The sequence below is a fragment of the Proteus genomosp. 4 str. ATCC 51469 genome, from assembly GCF_003144375.1.
Lineage (GTDB): Bacteria > Pseudomonadota > Gammaproteobacteria > Enterobacterales > Enterobacteriaceae > Proteus.
Genome location: NZ_PENV01000001.1, coordinates 408995 through 425237 on the forward strand (window position 1 = coordinate 408995; position 16243 = coordinate 425237).

The window sequence follows — 16243 nt, forward strand, 5'->3', positions numbered from 1 at the left end:
GGCTATGTGGCATTTTGGTCACTCGCATCGACAATCTATTATTGCTCTCTTTGTGCTGACAGGCTTCTTGCCTGTCACACAAGCCAGTGAAGAAACAACTGAAGCCTTTTTGCAAGAGCAAGTGAGATTAGGGACATCCACAGGAAATGAAGCTTTAGTGGCTCAATCGCTACATCGTTTATCTTTAATTAAACCCAATGATCCTAATATCCTATTAATGCAAATTCAGTTTGCTGTAAAACAGAAAGACAGTGCAAAAACACAACTGTTATTTACTCAATTAGGCACTCAATTTCCACAATCAGAGCAATATCAGCGTGCAATAAAAACGTTATCATTAACAACAGATGAAAATCGGCAAAAACTACAAAGAGCCCAGCTTTATCGCACCGCTGGGCGTTATGATGATGCCTTAACTTTATACGATGAAATCTATCGGGGAATGCCACCTGATGAAACCTTAGCACTAGAGTATATCCAAGTGCTAATGCAATCCTCACACGAGGATAAAATAGAGCGACTCAATCAGGTTTATCGTCAATACTCTCAAAATGCAAAAATAGCGAGTATTTATCAGCAACAAACAACGATGGCAACAACAAGTAGTATGGCAAGCATAAAGCCTAAATCTGATGTTTCGTCATTGCCTCTCGTTACATTGAAGCAAAAAGTACGCCAGCAGCCTGATAATGCTGATATTGTAGGTGCCTTGGGGATACGCTATTCTCGTGCTAATCAACGTGGTGCAGCAATTTATTATCTTTCTCAGGCGTTAAAATTAGCGCCAAATCATGATAATAGTGGTCAATGGCGAACAATGTTGCAGTCTAATCAATATTGGTATTTGCTTTCAAAAGCAGATGATGCCCTATTAAAACAAGATTATGAAACAGCTGAACGCTATTTCAATCAACTTAATAAATTAAGCCCTTATGAAAGTGAACCTTATCTTGGCTTAGGTGATATCGCTGTCGCACAACGCCAATTGGAGATAGCGGAAAAACATTATTTACAGGCATTAAAATATCAACCCAATCATCCTGCCACTTTACATAGCTTAGCGAAGCTTTATCGCCAACAGTCCCATGAAAAGGCACAACAATTTATTTCCCATTTAACGCCAAGACAATATAAAAATTTAGCGGAAGATTATAGTTATATCATTTCAGGTATCAGACAAGATTTAGCTGCCGATGATGAGCATAAAGAGCAATATCTAAGTGCCATTGAAAAACGTAAGGCGATCGCTAAAGATTATCCTAATGATGTTTGGAATATTTATCGTCTTGCTGATGATTTATTAATGACACAACAAACCAATGTTGCCGAAGAATATTTTAATCAATTAAATCGTCGTCTCCCTAATGACGCATCTCGCCTTTATGCTTATGCGCTATACCTGAACAAAACAGGCCGAGAAACACAGGCTCTTGATACACTAAAAATGATCCCTTTATCTCAACGTAGTGAAAGTATGAAAGCGTTAGATAGCCGATTACGTTCTGGTGAAATATTTGCACATGCTGAGTCTCTACGTGCAAAAGGACAAGAACAACAAGCCGTTGATTATCTTTTTGCTCATATTCCACCTGAGCAAAAAATACAGACTTATTTACTATTAGCCAATTGGGCTGAAGAACGAAATAACCTTGAACAAGCCTTAAGTTATTATCATACCGCACTCAATTTAGAGCCCAACAATGAAACTGCATTATTAGGCGCGACAGATATTGCCTTAGAGCAAGGGAAGAAAGCACAGGCAAAATATTATCTTGCTAAAATTGAAACCCTTTCACCCAACCAATTTAATAGCAATTCTCTTAGGCGCGTTGCTAATGCAGAAAAAGAGGTGGGTAATACAGAAAAAGCACAACATTACTTTGCGTATTTAACGCAACAAATCGAAAAAGAGCCGGATAGTGCTGATGCATTAGTGTTACGCGATATTGCACGTTTTCAGCGTGATGGACAACACCGTCAGCAAGCCCACTATTATTATCAACAAGCCATGATCAAAGACGGAATAACAGATAGATTGCCCAACGATAATATTGAATACACCACATTAATTCGTAATGACGAAAAAGATAATTGGTTATCTCGAAGCTTACGTGCCGATGCAGAATCACTCTATCGCCAGCAAGAATGGCGTTTTACACTGGAACATGATTATTGGGGCTCTAGTGGAAGTGAAGGCTATTCAAAATTACGTGCTCACACTACGATGTTACAACTTGATCATCCTGTTTATGATGGCCGTTTTTTTTGGCGGGCAGATTTAGTCAATCTCAACAGTGGTAAACTTGGCACATCACCTTATGACTCTAAATTTGGAACTTGTTACCGTACAGGCTGTTTTCCTCTAGAGCAAAAAGCCTTTGGTGTCAGCCCTGCAATTGGTTGGGAAAATGAACAATGGCAGTGGGATCTGGGTACAACACCATTAGGTTTTGAAGTGACAGACTGGGTTGGTAAAATTGCCTATAGTCATGATCTTTTTAATGTTGGTTGGACACTTGATATTCATCGTCGCCCGGTTAATAGCTCTTTACTTGCTTTTGGTGGACAAAGAGATATTTGGACAAACCAAACATGGGGGGGTGTAAGAAGAACCGGTATCCGTTTGAGTGGAAGTTATGATCTTGGTGGAAAAGACGGTTATTGGGGGGAGGTTTCTGTTGATAAACTCACTGGTAAAAACGTTGAAGATAATAGTAGTATCCGAGGAATGGGGGGCTACTATTACAAAGTTATCAATGAAAATAATCGTCGGGTTTCCGTAGGATTAAGTTCGATGCTTTGGCATTACGATAAAGATTTAAGTGGCTATACCTTAGGCCAAGGTGGTTATTATAGCCCTCAAAAATATGTTTCTTTGGGAATACCGATTAATTATCGTGAACGCACTGAAAACTGGTCTTGGGAATTATCTGGTTCTGTTTCTTGGTCCTACTCCCAAACTGATGACAGAAAACGCTACCCTTTACAAAATCTCGTCTCCGTCGATAAGTTTAATCGCTATATGAATGAACTTAGCCCCGAAGATCGAGAAGAAATGATGAAACTTTATTATCAAGAGCGCAATGCGGTTGATGAAGGTGACTCAGGTACTGGCGTTGGTTATACCGCAAGAGCATTAGTTGAACATCGCATTACACCGCATTGGTTTATCGGTGCAGCTATCGATATTCAACAAGCTAAAAACTATACCCCTAGCCATGCATTAATGTATTTACGTTATTCTTTTGATGGCTGGAACGGAGATTTAGATTTACCACCGAATCCGCTGATCCCTTACGCTGACTTTAAATAATGTTCAACTCGTCAGACACAAACGGGAAGCCTAGAGCTTCCCGTTTAATGTTTCCACAAATATAGATAGATTACATTACCATTACGGTGCTTTACGCAAAAAACCGACTAACAACCAACCAGCAATCATGGCAAGAACAAATAAAATACCTTGATAAAATCCCGCACCCGCTAATACCAAACCTGGGCCTGGGCAAATCCCAGCTAATCCCCAGCCAATCCCAAATAACACACTTCCTAACACGAGAGGTTTATCAATAACCTTATTGGTTGGAATATTTAAAGGGCAGGCTAATATGCTTTGTTGTCTACGGCGTGTTAATTGGTAGCCAATAATACTGACAACAAGACCCACACCCATGATTATCAATAAAGAAGGCTCCCAGTTTCCTGTAATATCCAAAAATCCTAAGATTTTTTGCGGGTTACTCATCCCACCCACGATCAACCCTGCACTAAATAGAAGGCCACAAAGAAAAGCAACGAACTTTGTCATTTTATTAGCCTCCTATTACATGACGCTGAATATAAACAGTGATAAAAGCCGTCACCATAAACACTATCACAGCAACTATAGAACGACGCGATAATCGAGCTAATCCACAAATACCATGACCGCTAGTGCAACCATTACCTAAACGTGTACCTGCTCCCACCAGCACACCTGCAATGATCAACATCCAAGGCGATGTTTCAATTACTGGCGCTAAAGGTTTATCAAAAAAATAAAACAGTGTCGGTGCGATTAACATGCCAATTAAGAATGCCCAACGCCAACCATTGCCCTGCTGCTTTGTTGATAAAATACCACCTAAAATTCCACTTATTCCTGCGATGCGACCATTAAATAACAATAAAATAGTGGCAGCCGCACCTATCATTAGTCCACCTATTGCCGCACTTAAAGGCGTAAAGTGAACCCAATCTATATTCATAACTTAACCTGCTATAGGGCAATAAAGCTGATAAAGCGTATTAAGAAGCACTAATACTTTTTCATCAGCAATAGAATAGAAGATACGTTTCCCATCACGACGAGTATTCACTAATCCTTCATTGCGTAAAACAGTCAGTTGTTGAGAAAGTGTTGGTTGACGTATACCTAAACTTTCTTCTAATTCACTCACACTTTTTTCGCCCTGACTTAATTGACACAATAATAAGAGGCGATCGCCATTCCCTAGCGTCTTAAGCATGCTAGACGCTTCATTAGCCGCCAATTTCATTGCATCTAATAAATCAGGTTGAACTCGTTGTGTCATGGTAAACTCCATAATCAATATACTTTTTAATAATATGTTAATTTATATATTGTGCAAGTTTTCTTTTTATTGCGTGTTTGTATAAGGCGCTATATGCTCTGTAACATGAAAACGGTAAGAGTCCCCATCGCCTTAGTGCAAAGCGTTATGCGAACACTGCGTGAAAAATTGCAGCAGGCTAATCTTTATCTTAATACAAATTACCCAGAACCTACTCTACATTATAATCAGAGAGGAACTATTGCAGGCAGTGCCTATTATGCAAATTGGGAAATCCGTATTAATCCTACATTATTGATTGAAAATAAACAGAATTTTATTGAGGAAGTTATTCCTCATGAACTGGCGCACTTATTAGTTAATCGCCATTTCGGCCGCGTAGCGCCTCATGGAAAAGAGTGGAAATGGATGATGGAAACAGTATTAGGCGTTTCGGCTAAACGTACCCATCATTTTGATGTTAGTACCGTTAAAGCCAAAACCTTTCGTTATGCTTGCCAATGTGAAGAAGAACATCAGCTTACAATTCGACGTCATAACAAGGTATTACGTGGTGAAACTCAATATCGTTGCCGTCATTGTCAGTCAATTTTACAATTTATAGAACACGAACTCGTGTAGATAAAAATAAAGCCGATGTGTTAGTTAAATCACATCGGCTTTATCTTGAAAATGAATATGTAGGATTGTCTTAGGCAAACTCGCTCATCACATGAGATGCAATTTCAAAGTAAATAATAAGACCTGTACCATCAATTAACGTTGCGATAAACGGTGCTGACACAACGGCTGGATCAATCCCTAAACGCTTTAATACCATTGGAATAACAGACGAAACAATTGCACTCCAAACGGTAATGGAAACAAGTGTTAATCCAACAACAATCATCACTTCCATTCCAACGCCTAAGAACCAAGCTCGTACAAAACCCGCGATCCCCATGGTTAACGCAACCATGATAGATGTTGTTATCTCTTTTCTTAAAACAGACCACACATTGCGTAAGCTAACTTCACCTAACGCCATCGCACGAACAAGCGTTGAGGTAATTTGTGTTCCGCTATTTCCCCCAGTACCAATCAGTAATGGAATAAAGAATGCCAATGAAATAGCGGCTTCTAGTCTATCTTCAAAAGCATGTAATACCGTACTGGTATACGCTTCTGCCACAAACAGCATCAATAACCATACAACACGTTTACGCCATAATGTCACTGGACTGGTTTCTAAATAAGGCTGCTCTAATGGTGACGTTGCCCCTTGCATCTGTGCATCAAGGGTATTTTCATCTTCAATCAATTCCGCAATATCTTGGGGACGTAACACACCCACTAATTTTCCAAAATGCATCACAGGTACACTGTCTAAACCGCTATGGCTAATCAATTGATACACATCATGTCGATTCTGTTCAGGTGATACAGAGAAAAAAGTTTGACGCATAACATCAGACACAAACAGATCATTTGCCGCGGTTAATAATGATTTAACAGGTAGAATTCCATTAAGATAATTATCTTTATCAACAACATAGAGATAGGTTGGAATTAATTCGTCTTTTAAATCATTAACCAGTTGGGTTTTTACATTCTCAACTGAATCGGCAACAGAAACCGCAATATAAGACTGGCTCATATATGCGCTAACCGTTGTATCATCTTTTAAACGATTGTATTGATCTTGTGTTGAATTATTTTGTGGTGTGTTTAAGGATGCATCTGCAACTAAGACAGCATCCATTTTGTTTTGAGTATTGAAAGTCATTTTTGTGGTTCCCTATTACTGTTTGTGTTTAGCAAATCAGTTCTCCATAGGGGCGAAACCAGAAGCGAGAATGCAAAAGCTATCTACACGTCTCGGTTTTAGCACTATACAACGTATCCGATGAATACTGGAAGTTACATGGGGATATACCTTCGGTCGATATATCCTGTCCTAATCTTGGGCGTCTCTCGACGTCGTCAGATCAGTAACCTGTGTTTGTATAGGAGCCTCGCCTAACGAGATACTGCCATTTTCTTGCGAATGCGGCGCGCATTATAACCACTCACACTATAATGGAAAGCACGATAACGATTTTGTTTAAGTTCTATTGAAAATGACGCCAAGAATATTCATCATACAATTAAATAATATAATTCCATTTGGAACTAATATATAAAAAAGAAATAAACCTCTTCTACGAAAGTGAAAATCGCATAATCAGAGATAATCTGTTTATTAATTGATTATTTAAATGCTAATTTTTGCACTTTTATTTCTTCTGCCTGTGAAAATATCTCTTTTACTGTTTTACCATCTAATGATTGGCACATTTTGCGGGTGATCATATCGCCATTCTTATGACGCCCTGCAATCACTAAATCATTAAAATTAATATCATTAAGGATCGCTAATTCTATTGCTTCGTCAAAACGCGCTTGCTCATCGAGGGGGAGAGAATTACGCATTTCAACAATTGACATACGTAATGACTCTACATTAGAGCCATCAAGGGTTTGTTGAGGTTTTTCACAGCCAGATAACATGACACTAAATAAACAAATAACTAACAATTTTTTCATATATCCCCCCTTACCCAATCAATGGTTTAAATAATAGCAGAATGTTTATAAGGAAACTCCACACTGATTAAAATATATTTTTATTAACTCTCCCATTTCAATATTCTTATTATTCTGAATAAATAAAAAGGGAGTTTAAATTAAAATAAAGGGGGGTATTTTCCAGATTAATGCCACATTTAATGGGAAGAATAGACATAAAAAACCCCGTTAATAAATTAACAGGGCAAAAAAATAGAAGAATAGAAGGAAAGAGTTTAATAAAAAGCGATTATGCTAGCTCAACATCACCCTTTAAACGGCAACTACACGCTAACACGTAACCTTGCGCAATCTCTTCAGGCGTTAATGTACTGGTGCTGGAAACATCATAATCACCACTAACAATTCTCGTTTTACAACTGCCACAAACACCTGCACGACAAGCAGCAAAAACGGGTACTTTATTCTCTTCCATTGCCGTTAACAAAGTGACACCAACAGGAACTTTAATTTGCGATAATGGATGACGAATAGTCATGGTTAGTTGTTCATTTTCATCAACGCAAACGGGTTCATCACCAAAACGTTCCATAAAGATATTCTCAGCAGGTACGCCAAGATTTCTTGCAAAACGTCCTGTATCTTCCATGTAACTATTTGGGCCACAACACATAACAGTGCGACTCGCAATATCAGGTACTAACGCAGCTAGTTTTTCTTGAGAAATACGACCACTAAATATCCCTTTATTGTCAGGTAATTTAGGCATCATAATAAAATTGAGATTATAGGGATACGCATTGGCTAATTCGATCCACTCTTTCTCAAAGATAAACTGGCTTTGCTCACGAATATTAAAAATAACAGTGATATCCGCTTTAGGTTGAGTATTTAGCAACCAGCGTGTCATCGACATCACAGGGGTAACACCACACCCAGCAGCTAACATTAAATAGCGAGCATTTTCTTTTCCTGCACAAGTAAACTCACCTTGGGCATCAGATAACCAAAGATAATCACCAGGTTTTACTTGCGATGTTAACCAACCTGACCCGATACCATTTTCTAAACGGCGGACAGTTAAAGTGACAAAAGGGCTTAATCCTGGAGAAGATGAAATGGTATAAGCACGCATTGTTTCATCACTATTATTGATACTAACCAATGCAAATTGGCCTGGTTTGTATGAATAAAAGTCGTGATTAATTAAATTTAGTGTCCACACTTCAGGGGTTTCCTGAACAATTGAGTGAACCTGCATACGATTAGGACAAAGGGAACTTGGCATCGTCATGGATATTTATTCCTTACCGAAGCCCGTAGGCTTCGGCAATGATGATGAATTAAACGATTAAGCTGAAAGGATCTCTTTAAGATCTTGTTCTGGTGTAGTAATAGAGCGCATACCGAACTTCTCATTTAAGACCGCCAGCAGATTGTCTGTTAAGAACGCAGGTGCTGTAGGGCCGGTATAAATATTTTTTACGCCTAATGAAAGCAGAGTTAATAAAATAACAATCGCTTTTTGCTCAAACCAAGACAAAATTAAGGACAATGGTAAATCATTGACACCACAACCTAATTTTTCAGCTAGATTAACTGCTAGCATAATCGCAGAGTAAGCATCGTTACACTGACCCACATCAAGTAAGCGTGGTAACCCTTCTAAAGTACCAAAATCTAATTTATTAAAGCGATATTTACCACACGCCAATGTCATAATTAAACAATCTTGTGGGATTTCTCTTGCTAAATCAGTGTAATAACTACGCTCACCACGGCTACCATCACAACCACCAACTAAGAAAACGTGACGTAATTTTTTCTGTGAAACTAAATCAATTACTGTATCAGCCGCATTTAATAGTGTTTCACGACCAAAACCAACTGTAATTAAATGCTCAATTTCGCTATATGGGAAACCTTCTAATGATTGGGCTTGTTCAATCATTTCAGAGAAATCATCACCTGTGATGTGTTTTACACCCGGCCAGCCAACAATACTACGAGTCCAAATACGATCACCGTAATTACCTACATTAGGATCAATAATACAGTTTGATGTCATTAGTACAGGGCCTGGGAATTTCGCAAATTCAATTTGCTGATTCTGCCAACCACTACCATAGTTACCCACTAAGTGTTTGTATTTTTTAAGTTCAGGGTAACCATGTGCAGGTAACATTTCACCATGGGTATAAATGTTGATGCCTTTACCTTCAGTTTGTTCAAGTAGCATTTGTAAATCTTTCAGGTCATGGCCTGAAATTAATATTGCTTTACCCGCAACAGGACGCACATTAACCGTAACTGGCGTTGGGTTACCGTAAGCTTGTGTTTCACCTTTATCCAAAATTGCCATAATGCGGAAGTTCATTTGACCAATGCCCATCGCATTTTCTAACAATTCATTCATATCAGCAGGATCAGTTCCTAACCATGCCATATAACGGTGATACTCAGCATAAATTTCATTATCGTATTGGCCTAAAACATGCGCATGTTCCATATAAGCAGCCGCGCCTTTTAAGCCATACAAACACAGCATACGTAAACCATGAAGATCATCACCAATCTGTGCTTTATCACCATTTAAAGCAAAAAGCTGGGCTTGTTTTTGTAAACTGTCTAAATCATTTCCAGCTAATTGAATTTCAGCTCTTGGATTAGTGACTTGAATCGCTGCATTTTTTGCTAAGGTACGAGATTTCAGACTTTCACGGAAATAGATAGCTTCTTTCGCATAGCCAACAATACGATCAGAATCAAAATTGACGTTAGTTAACGTAGAGAAAAAAGCGCGAGGCGCAAAGCTGTCTACATCATGATCAATAATATCAACACTACGTGCCGCTAATGCCCAGGCAGAAAGCCCTTCTAATACAGCAACCAGTAAATCTTGAAGATCTGAAGTTTCTGCTGTTTTACCACACATACCTTGCGCATAGGCACAACCATTACCTACAGGCGTTTTCATTGTTTGTTCACATTGCACACAATACATATCGTATTCCTTCTAATATAAGATAACGCTTTATTTTTATAAGTTGCATTTCATATGCAACATAAGAATACGCCATTTTTATCAGAGAGAAAGTGCAATATTGAACAATTTAAATGTTGTTTGATCTAACGCAATTTCTAGTGGATCTTTTAATATCTCTTTTTTTATCTATTGATTTCACATAAGTCTAAAGCCTGTTTTTTAAACAGATTGCTTAATCGCATTACACCTTTGATGAGCAAATAAGAAAGAATATTGAAGAATAACTGATGGGTATTTTTTGTTTAATCATATAAAGACTGAGAGATGAAACGATTAAGTTAATTCATTTTTGTTAAATCAGTAATATTCATTACTATTTTTTATAGTTAATATCACCTATTGCATCAATAGCTAATCAAATTATTTCATTTGATATATGTTATTAGCACGAGTATTACGAAATGAAACTATAAGTTTAAATGATGCTCACCCCTACATTGGAGATTAAAAATGATTAAATTAAATAATGTTCCATCAGAATTTCGTCCTCTAGAAAGCTACAAAATGCTAATTGGAGGAGAATGGGTAACTAGCACATCGCAAAAAACAACTAAAACCTATAGCCCTGCAACTGGTGAATTATTAAGTGAATACCAATCAGGAAGTGCCGAAGACGTTGATCGTGCAGTCACTGCCGCACGTAAGGCATTCAAAACATGGAGTAAAACATCTCCAGCAGAGCGCCAAGCACTCTTATTAAAAATCGCAGATCGCTTAGAGCAAGAACAAGAACGCTTTGCTTGGATTGAATCATTAGATAATGGTAAGCCACTCAATGAGTCGAAAAACATAGATTTACCTGCCTCTATTGACCATTTTCGATATTTTGCAGGCGTGATACGCTCTCATACCGATGAAAGTGCCGTCCTAGACGAAAATACCATTAGCCTTGTTATTCGTGAACCCATTGGCGTAGTTGGACAAATTATTCCATGGAACTTCCCATTATTAATGGCAGCATGGAAATTGGCGCCAGCAATTGCCGCGGGTGATACTGTCGTAATTAACCCAGCAACACTGACTTCCCTTTCATTATTAGAGCTAGGTCGTATTTTAAATGAAATATTACCAGCTGGTGTAATTAATATTGTTACGGGACGTGGATCTGTTGTAGGACAAGCTATTTTAGAACACCAAGATATTGATAAACTGGCGTTTACAGGTTCTACCAATGTGGGTTATACCGTAGCAGAAGCTGCCGCGAAAAAAATGGTTCCAGCAACACTGGAGTTAGGCGGAAAATCAGCCAATATTGTTTTCCCTGATGCAAATATGAAAAAAGCGGTCAAATATTCAGCATTGGCAATATTGATGAACCAAGGACAAGCTTGTGAATCAGGTTCACGTCTGTTCTTGCACAAAGATATTCATGATGACTTTTTGAAAGCATTAAAAACTGAGTTTGAGAGTATTCGTGTCGGTGATCCACTCGATCCTAATACACAAATGGGTACACAAGTTAGCCAAGATCAAATGGATACTATCTTAGGCTACGTTGAGCTCGCAAAAAAAGAAGGTGCTACTGTTTTAACTGGTGGTGAACGTATTACGGGTGAAGGTTACGATGATGGATTCTTTGTTCGCCCTACTATCATCATCAACGCAACTAACCAAATGCGCGTTGCACGAGAAGAAATTTTTGGGCCGGTATTATGTGTTATTCCATTCGATAATGAAGATGAAGTGATCGAAATGGCAAATGATTCAGAATATGGACTCGGTGGTGGTGTTTGGACTCAAGATATTAACCGTGCCTTGCGTGTTGCAAAAGCAGTAAGAACAGGTCGTATGTGGGTTAACACTTATCATGAACTCCCAGCTCACGCACCATTTGGGGGTTACAAGAAATCAGGTTTAGGACGTGAAACACATAAAATGATGTTAGATGCTTATAGCCAAGTGAAAAACATCTTCATCAGTATGAAAGAATAAGATTTCTCTCTTTTCTAAATTCTTATAAATATAATATCTATACTCATCTCTTCGCCTTCTCCCCAGAAGGCTTTTTATTATCTGTAATTTCTCACACTTTAAGTTACCACCATAAAAAACCGTATGCCAAACTCTAAATGCATACGGTTTTTTGTTGTGTTTTTTTAGCCAATAAGTAAGAACGAGTTACTCTGCTTCGGCTTCTTTTTTGTTCACTGAATGAGTTTCTTTATCTAAATCTAACCCGATATTGTCAGCATTAACATCTTTTATATGATCTTTTGTTAAGCGATAAACTACTGGGCTCAATAAGGCTAATGCAATTAAGTTAGGAATAGCCATCATTGCATTAAGTGTATCGGCTAATAACCATACAAACTCTAATGATTGTGTCGCTCCTACCGGTAATGCAATCAACCATGCAATACGAAATGGCATAATAGCTTTAGGCCCAAAAAGATATTGCACACATTTCTCACCGTAAAAACTCCAACCTAAAATAGTCGTAAATGCAAAAATAGCTAAAGCAATGGCCACAATATAGTTACCACCCGGAATAGCGATAGAGAATGATGCTGCAGTTAATGTCGCTCCACTTTGTCCTGTTAGCCATTGTCCTGTAATAACGATGGTTAATCCTGTAACAGAACAAACGATAATGGTATCAATAAATGTCCCCAACATCGCAATCAAACCTTGGCGAACAGGATTTTGTGTTTTTGCTGTTGCGTGTGCTATAGGCGCACTACCCAATCCCGCTTCGTTAGAGAAAACACCACGAGCTACACCAAAACGGATCGCGGCCCAAACGGCAGCACCAGCAAACCCACCTTGAGCAGCAACTGGGGTAAATGCTGATTTAACAATAAGGACAATAGCATCAGGAATAGCTGTCACGTTTAGCGCTAAAACAACAATACCAGCACCAAAATAACCGACAGTCATAATAGGAACTAATTTACCCGCAACATCGGCAATACGTTTAATCCCACCAATGAGTACCGCGCCAACTAAGACAACTAACACAATGGCTGTAATGGTAGTTGAAATGCCAAAATTACTTTGTAATACATCTGCGACTGAGTTAGCTTGCACCGTGTTACCAATACCGAAACCAGCAAAACTACCAAAAATAGCAAAAACAGTACCTAACCAAACCCAATTTTTACCCAAACCATTTTTGATGTAATACATTGGGCCACCAACATAGTTCCCGTATTTATCAACTTCACGAAAACGTACCGCTAGTACAGCCTCAGAATACTTTGTTGCCATCCCCACTAATGCCGTCATCCACATCCAAAACAAAGCACCTGGGCCACCTAATACAACTGCCGTTGCAACACCAGCGATATTACCTGTTCCGATAGTTGCTGAAAGGGCCGTCATTAGTGCATTAAAGGGCGATATTTGTCCTTCGCCTCTTTTATCATTTTTTTCAAATAGAAGCTTAAATCCTGTACCTAATTTTCGAATAGGTAAGAAACCGAGCCGAAACTGCATAAAAAGACCAATACCAAGAATACCGACAAGCATCGGTACTCCCCACACCACGCCATTTATAGCGCTTAATATATTCGTGATGAAATCCATAAATTACCCTTTCTCGTCCAAAATGTTATATAAATATGTATTTTTTGTTATCAATTACACTAAAGATGAAAAAGTGAAAATATGCTAGAAAAAAAAACGACTAACTCTAAAATTGATTACGTTATGTGAGAAATATCACTTCAATACAAAATTACGCTATCATTATGTTCATTGTTACAATACATAAATCAAAGTTATGCATAACCGTAAATCTATCCAAAATAGCCAAAATGAACGACGTTTTAATTTATTCAGAAAAGCACAAGAAACCAATCTTGCGCCACTGAAAGTCCTGCTACTGTCTGCCATAGTCGGTTCGCTTGCTGGATTTGTGGGTGTTTTATTTGAAAAAAGCGTGAGCTGGGTAATAAACTTCAGGCAAGAAGAACTCGTCAAAACCTTCACCAACCCTTATGTTCTAGCGATTATTACATTGCTCTTTTCCTCTATTTTAGCCATGCTTGGTTACTATTTAGTGAAAAAATTCTCACCTGAATCAAGGGGATCTGGTATCCCTGAAATTGAAGGTGCAATGATAGATATTCGCCCTGTTCGTTGGTGGCGAGTATTACCAGTAAAATTTATTGCCAGTATTGGAACATTGGGCTCAGGCATGGTATTAGGTCGTGAAGGCCCAACGGTTCAATTGGGTGCCAATATTGGTCAATTAGTAAATGATATTTCTCGCTTAAAAGATAAAGAATCACGTCACACATTATTAGCAACCGGCGCCGCTGCCGGATTAACCGCAGCTTTCAATGCACCTCTTGCGGGTATTTTGTTTATTATTGAAGAGATGCGCCCTCAATTTAAATACAGCCTGATTTCAATTAAAGCGGTTTTTATTGGAGTAATTATGTCATGCATTGTCTTTCGCCTATTTAATGGTGAAGGCGGTGTTATTCATATCGGTAAATTTTCATCAGCCCCACTTAATACGCTTTGGTTATATTTAGTCTTAGGTATGTTATTCGGCGTTATTGGTGTCATTTTCAGTAAATTGCTTTTTTATGTTCAAACTCAATTCCAACATTTTTACCAAGATAAAACTTCACGTTTTGTTTTAACCGGCGGTATTATTGGTGGGCTTTGTGGCCTATTGGCACTAATTATTCCTGAAATTACGGGGGGTGGATTTAGCATTATTCCAGCACTCAGTACCGGACAATATTCTCTTATTGCACTGTTACTTTTCTTTATTTTACGAACTATCACATCTATTATCAGTTTTGCCTCAGGTGCTCCTGGTGGCATATTTGCTCCCACTCTCGCATTAGGTACTCTGTTTGGTAGTGCATTCGGATTAATGGCAACATTACTTTTCCCTGATTATCAAATTCAAATCGGTACTTTTGCCATTGCCGGTATGGGCGCTTTATTTGCCGCAACCGTAAGAGCACCACTGACAGGAATAGTTTTAGTCTTAGAAATGACAGATAATTATCAGCTTATCCTTCCAATGATAATCACCTGTTTAGGAGCGACAATGTTGGCTCAGCTATTAGGTGGTCGTCCTATTTATACTGTTTTATTAGAGCGCATCTTACAAAAGTCTGAAACAAAAGAACAAACAGACCAAGCTGATGACGTTAAAAGTGATAAATCACCACAACAATAAAACAGGCTCTAACAGATAAAAAAATACCCCATAAAATGGGGTATTTCAAAATAAATGATATGGCCTGAATTATTTTTTACGGGCAATTAACGTCGCAAAATTCAAAGCAATACGATTACCATTGGCATCTGTTTTATGTAAATGCCCAGGGTTTTCATTATATTTAATAATTTCCCAGTCTTTATAGTAATCAGCTAATTCACCTTGGCGTAAAAAGGTTTTAAAAGGAATTTCAGCAGGATCACTATTTGCTGTTTCAACCGGACAAACAATCACATTAATACCATTATTATTGGTACATTCTTGCATATTTTTAATAATGCTTTCGATGCGTTCACGTTGACAGAACATCAATACAACGGTTGAAATAATGATGTCATATTTTTCAGTCAGTGAAGCTTCATTTATATCGTATAAACCGCTTTTTACTGCCAAACCCGTTTTAGCTTTAACGGATTCAATTGCATCAATATGAGAAACATTAATATCTAATGCGGTGACATCATACCCTTGAGACGCTAAATAGAAGCTATTGCGCCCACGCCCTGCACCTAAATCCAAAACCTTGCAAGGTTGAGTCAATGTTGCCATGTAACGAACTTCAGAATGTGGTAATGATAAGTCATTTTCTTTAAAAAGTTTATCTTCTGGCGCACATAAAAATGAAAGCTGACAACGTACATCATCGCTCGCTTTATCAATCTTATGCCATTGTTGAGGCTGGATTAATGGGGGTTGATTTTCCGTATCACAATCCACCGAAATTTGTGAACCATCATCATTAAATACAACAAATGTCATATTACCTTGCAGGACTCGCATTTGAGCATAAGTGCCTTCCTTTGTATTGTGGCGTTCTAATAACGCCAAAGGAATTGATGTTCGTGTCCACTCTGGCATTGTTTTATAACTAACAAGTTCCATAATCCAACC

At 38.3% G+C, this 16243-nt stretch carries 13 protein-coding genes and 1 riboswitch; of the genes, 4 read left to right on the forward strand and 9 right to left on the reverse strand.

Annotated elements, in window-relative coordinates:
• Positions 1 to 4: 4 nt before the first annotated feature.
• A complete protein-coding gene (gene bcsC, locus DK866_RS01855) occupies positions 5 to 3313 on the forward strand; it encodes a cellulose synthase complex outer membrane protein BcsC (RefSeq protein WP_109407488.1) in 3309 nt (1102 codons plus the stop codon).
• Between the two features lie 81 nt (positions 3314 to 3394).
• Here bcsC and DK866_RS01860 read toward each other — a convergent pair whose 3' ends face one another.
• The 3 genes from DK866_RS01860 to DK866_RS01870 are packed head-to-tail and all read right to left on the reverse strand — an operon-like array spanning position 3395 to position 4574.
• Positions 3395 to 3808 (reverse strand): DUF6691 family protein, encoded by a 414-nt coding sequence (locus DK866_RS01860; protein ID WP_109407489.1) that lies wholly within the window; start codon positions 3806 to 3808, stop codon positions 3395 to 3397.
• Between the two features lie 4 nt (positions 3809 to 3812).
• Positions 3813 to 4247, reverse strand: coding sequence for a YeeE/YedE family protein (locus DK866_RS01865; RefSeq protein ID WP_109407490.1), 435 nt, complete (start codon positions 4245 to 4247; stop codon positions 3813 to 3815).
• Positions 4248 to 4250: 3 nt separating this feature from the next.
• Positions 4251 to 4574 carry an ArsR/SmtB family transcription factor gene (locus DK866_RS01870; RefSeq protein WP_036912417.1) on the reverse strand — a complete coding sequence of 108 codons (324 nt, stop codon included), beginning with the start codon at positions 4572 to 4574 and terminating at the stop codon, positions 4251 to 4253.
• Positions 4575 to 4679: 105 nt separating this feature from the next.
• On the opposite strand from DK866_RS01870, the gene DK866_RS01875 reads away from it, so the two are divergent.
• The gene (locus DK866_RS01875; protein WP_162556966.1) at positions 4680 to 5195 is read left to right on the forward strand and encodes a SprT family zinc-dependent metalloprotease; all 516 of its coding nucleotides are present in this window, start codon (positions 4680 to 4682) and stop codon (positions 5193 to 5195) included.
• A gap of 70 nt (positions 5196 to 5265) precedes the next feature.
• Here the strand turns inward: DK866_RS01875 and mgtE are convergent, their stop codons facing one another.
• From mgtE to hcp, 4 genes are all read right to left on the reverse strand, one after another.
• On the reverse strand, positions 5266 to 6339 hold the full coding sequence (gene mgtE / locus DK866_RS01880; protein WP_109407492.1) for a magnesium transporter: 1074 nt from the start codon (positions 6337 to 6339) through the stop codon (positions 5266 to 5268).
• A 76-nt stretch (positions 6340 to 6415) separates the two neighbouring features.
• A riboswitch (M-box (ykoK) riboswitch) is annotated at positions 6416 to 6587 on the reverse strand.
• Between the two features lie 216 nt (positions 6588 to 6803).
• Complete coding sequence (locus DK866_RS01885; RefSeq protein ID WP_109407493.1) at positions 6804 to 7139, reverse strand: DUF6694 family lipoprotein; 336 nt, start codon at positions 7137 to 7139, stop codon at positions 6804 to 6806.
• 271 nt (positions 7140 to 7410) lie between these two features.
• Entirely contained in the window at positions 7411 to 8415 is a 1005-nt protein-coding gene (gene hcr, locus DK866_RS01890; RefSeq protein ID WP_109407494.1) for an NADH oxidoreductase, read from the reverse strand.
• A 57-nt stretch (positions 8416 to 8472) separates the two neighbouring features.
• Complete coding sequence (gene hcp / locus DK866_RS01895; protein WP_072069297.1) at positions 8473 to 10125, reverse strand: hydroxylamine reductase; 1653 nt, start codon at positions 10123 to 10125, stop codon at positions 8473 to 8475.
• A gap of 492 nt (positions 10126 to 10617) precedes the next feature.
• Between hcp and DK866_RS01900 the strand changes: the two genes are divergently transcribed.
• Entirely contained in the window at positions 10618 to 12099 is a 1482-nt protein-coding gene (locus DK866_RS01900) for an aldehyde dehydrogenase family protein (RefSeq protein WP_109407495.1), read from the forward strand.
• A 186-nt stretch (positions 12100 to 12285) separates the two neighbouring features.
• Here DK866_RS01900 and DK866_RS01905 read toward each other — a convergent pair whose 3' ends face one another.
• Positions 12286 to 13692 (reverse strand): alanine/glycine:cation symporter family protein, encoded by a 1407-nt coding sequence (locus tag DK866_RS01905; RefSeq protein ID WP_109407496.1) that lies wholly within the window; start codon positions 13690 to 13692, stop codon positions 12286 to 12288.
• A gap of 196 nt (positions 13693 to 13888) precedes the next feature.
• On the opposite strand from DK866_RS01905, the gene clcA reads away from it, so the two are divergent.
• The gene (gene clcA, locus DK866_RS01910; RefSeq protein ID WP_109407497.1) at positions 13889 to 15310 is read left to right on the forward strand and encodes a H(+)/Cl(-) exchange transporter ClcA; all 1422 of its coding nucleotides are present in this window, start codon (positions 13889 to 13891) and stop codon (positions 15308 to 15310) included.
• Between the two features lie 69 nt (positions 15311 to 15379).
• Here clcA and tehB read toward each other — a convergent pair whose 3' ends face one another.
• Complete coding sequence (gene tehB / locus DK866_RS01915; protein WP_109407498.1) at positions 15380 to 16234, reverse strand: SAM-dependent methyltransferase TehB; 855 nt, start codon at positions 16232 to 16234, stop codon at positions 15380 to 15382.
• Between the last annotated feature and the right edge of the window lie 9 nt (positions 16235 to 16243).

Bases quoted from the DNA above. Each gene is read 5' to 3' on its own strand.
- mgtE (WP_109407492.1), bottom strand. From the start codon at position 6,339: ATGACTTTCAATACTCAAAACAAAATGGATGCTGTCTTAGTTGCAGAT.
- DK866_RS01865 (WP_109407490.1), bottom strand. From the start codon at position 4,247: ATGAATATAGATTGGGTTCACTTTACGCCTTTAAGTGCGGCAATAGGT.
- clcA (WP_109407497.1), top strand. From the start codon at position 13,889: ATGCATAACCGTAAATCTATCCAAAATAGCCAAAATGAACGACGTTTT.
- bcsC (WP_109407488.1), top strand. From the start codon at position 5: ATGTGGCATTTTGGTCACTCGCATCGACAATCTATTATTGCTCTCTTT.
- DK866_RS01875 (WP_162556966.1), top strand. From the start codon at position 4,680: ATGAAAACGGTAAGAGTCCCCATCGCCTTAGTGCAAAGCGTTATGCGA.
- DK866_RS01885 (WP_109407493.1), bottom strand. From the start codon at position 7,139: ATGAAAAAATTGTTAGTTATTTGTTTATTTAGTGTCATGTTATCTGGC.
- DK866_RS01860 (WP_109407489.1), bottom strand. From the start codon at position 3,808: ATGACAAAGTTCGTTGCTTTTCTTTGTGGCCTTCTATTTAGTGCAGGG.
- tehB (WP_109407498.1), bottom strand. From the start codon at position 16,234: ATGGAACTTGTTAGTTATAAAACAATGCCAGAGTGGACACGAACATCA.
- hcr (WP_109407494.1), bottom strand. From the start codon at position 8,415: ATGACGATGCCAAGTTCCCTTTGTCCTAATCGTATGCAGGTTCACTCA.
- DK866_RS01900 (WP_109407495.1), top strand. From the start codon at position 10,618: ATGATTAAATTAAATAATGTTCCATCAGAATTTCGTCCTCTAGAAAGC.
- hcp (WP_072069297.1), bottom strand. From the start codon at position 10,125: ATGTATTGTGTGCAATGTGAACAAACAATGAAAACGCCTGTAGGTAAT.
- DK866_RS01905 (WP_109407496.1), bottom strand. From the start codon at position 13,692: ATGGATTTCATCACGAATATATTAAGCGCTATAAATGGCGTGGTGTGG.
- DK866_RS01870 (WP_036912417.1), bottom strand. From the start codon at position 4,574: ATGACACAACGAGTTCAACCTGATTTATTAGATGCAATGAAATTGGCG.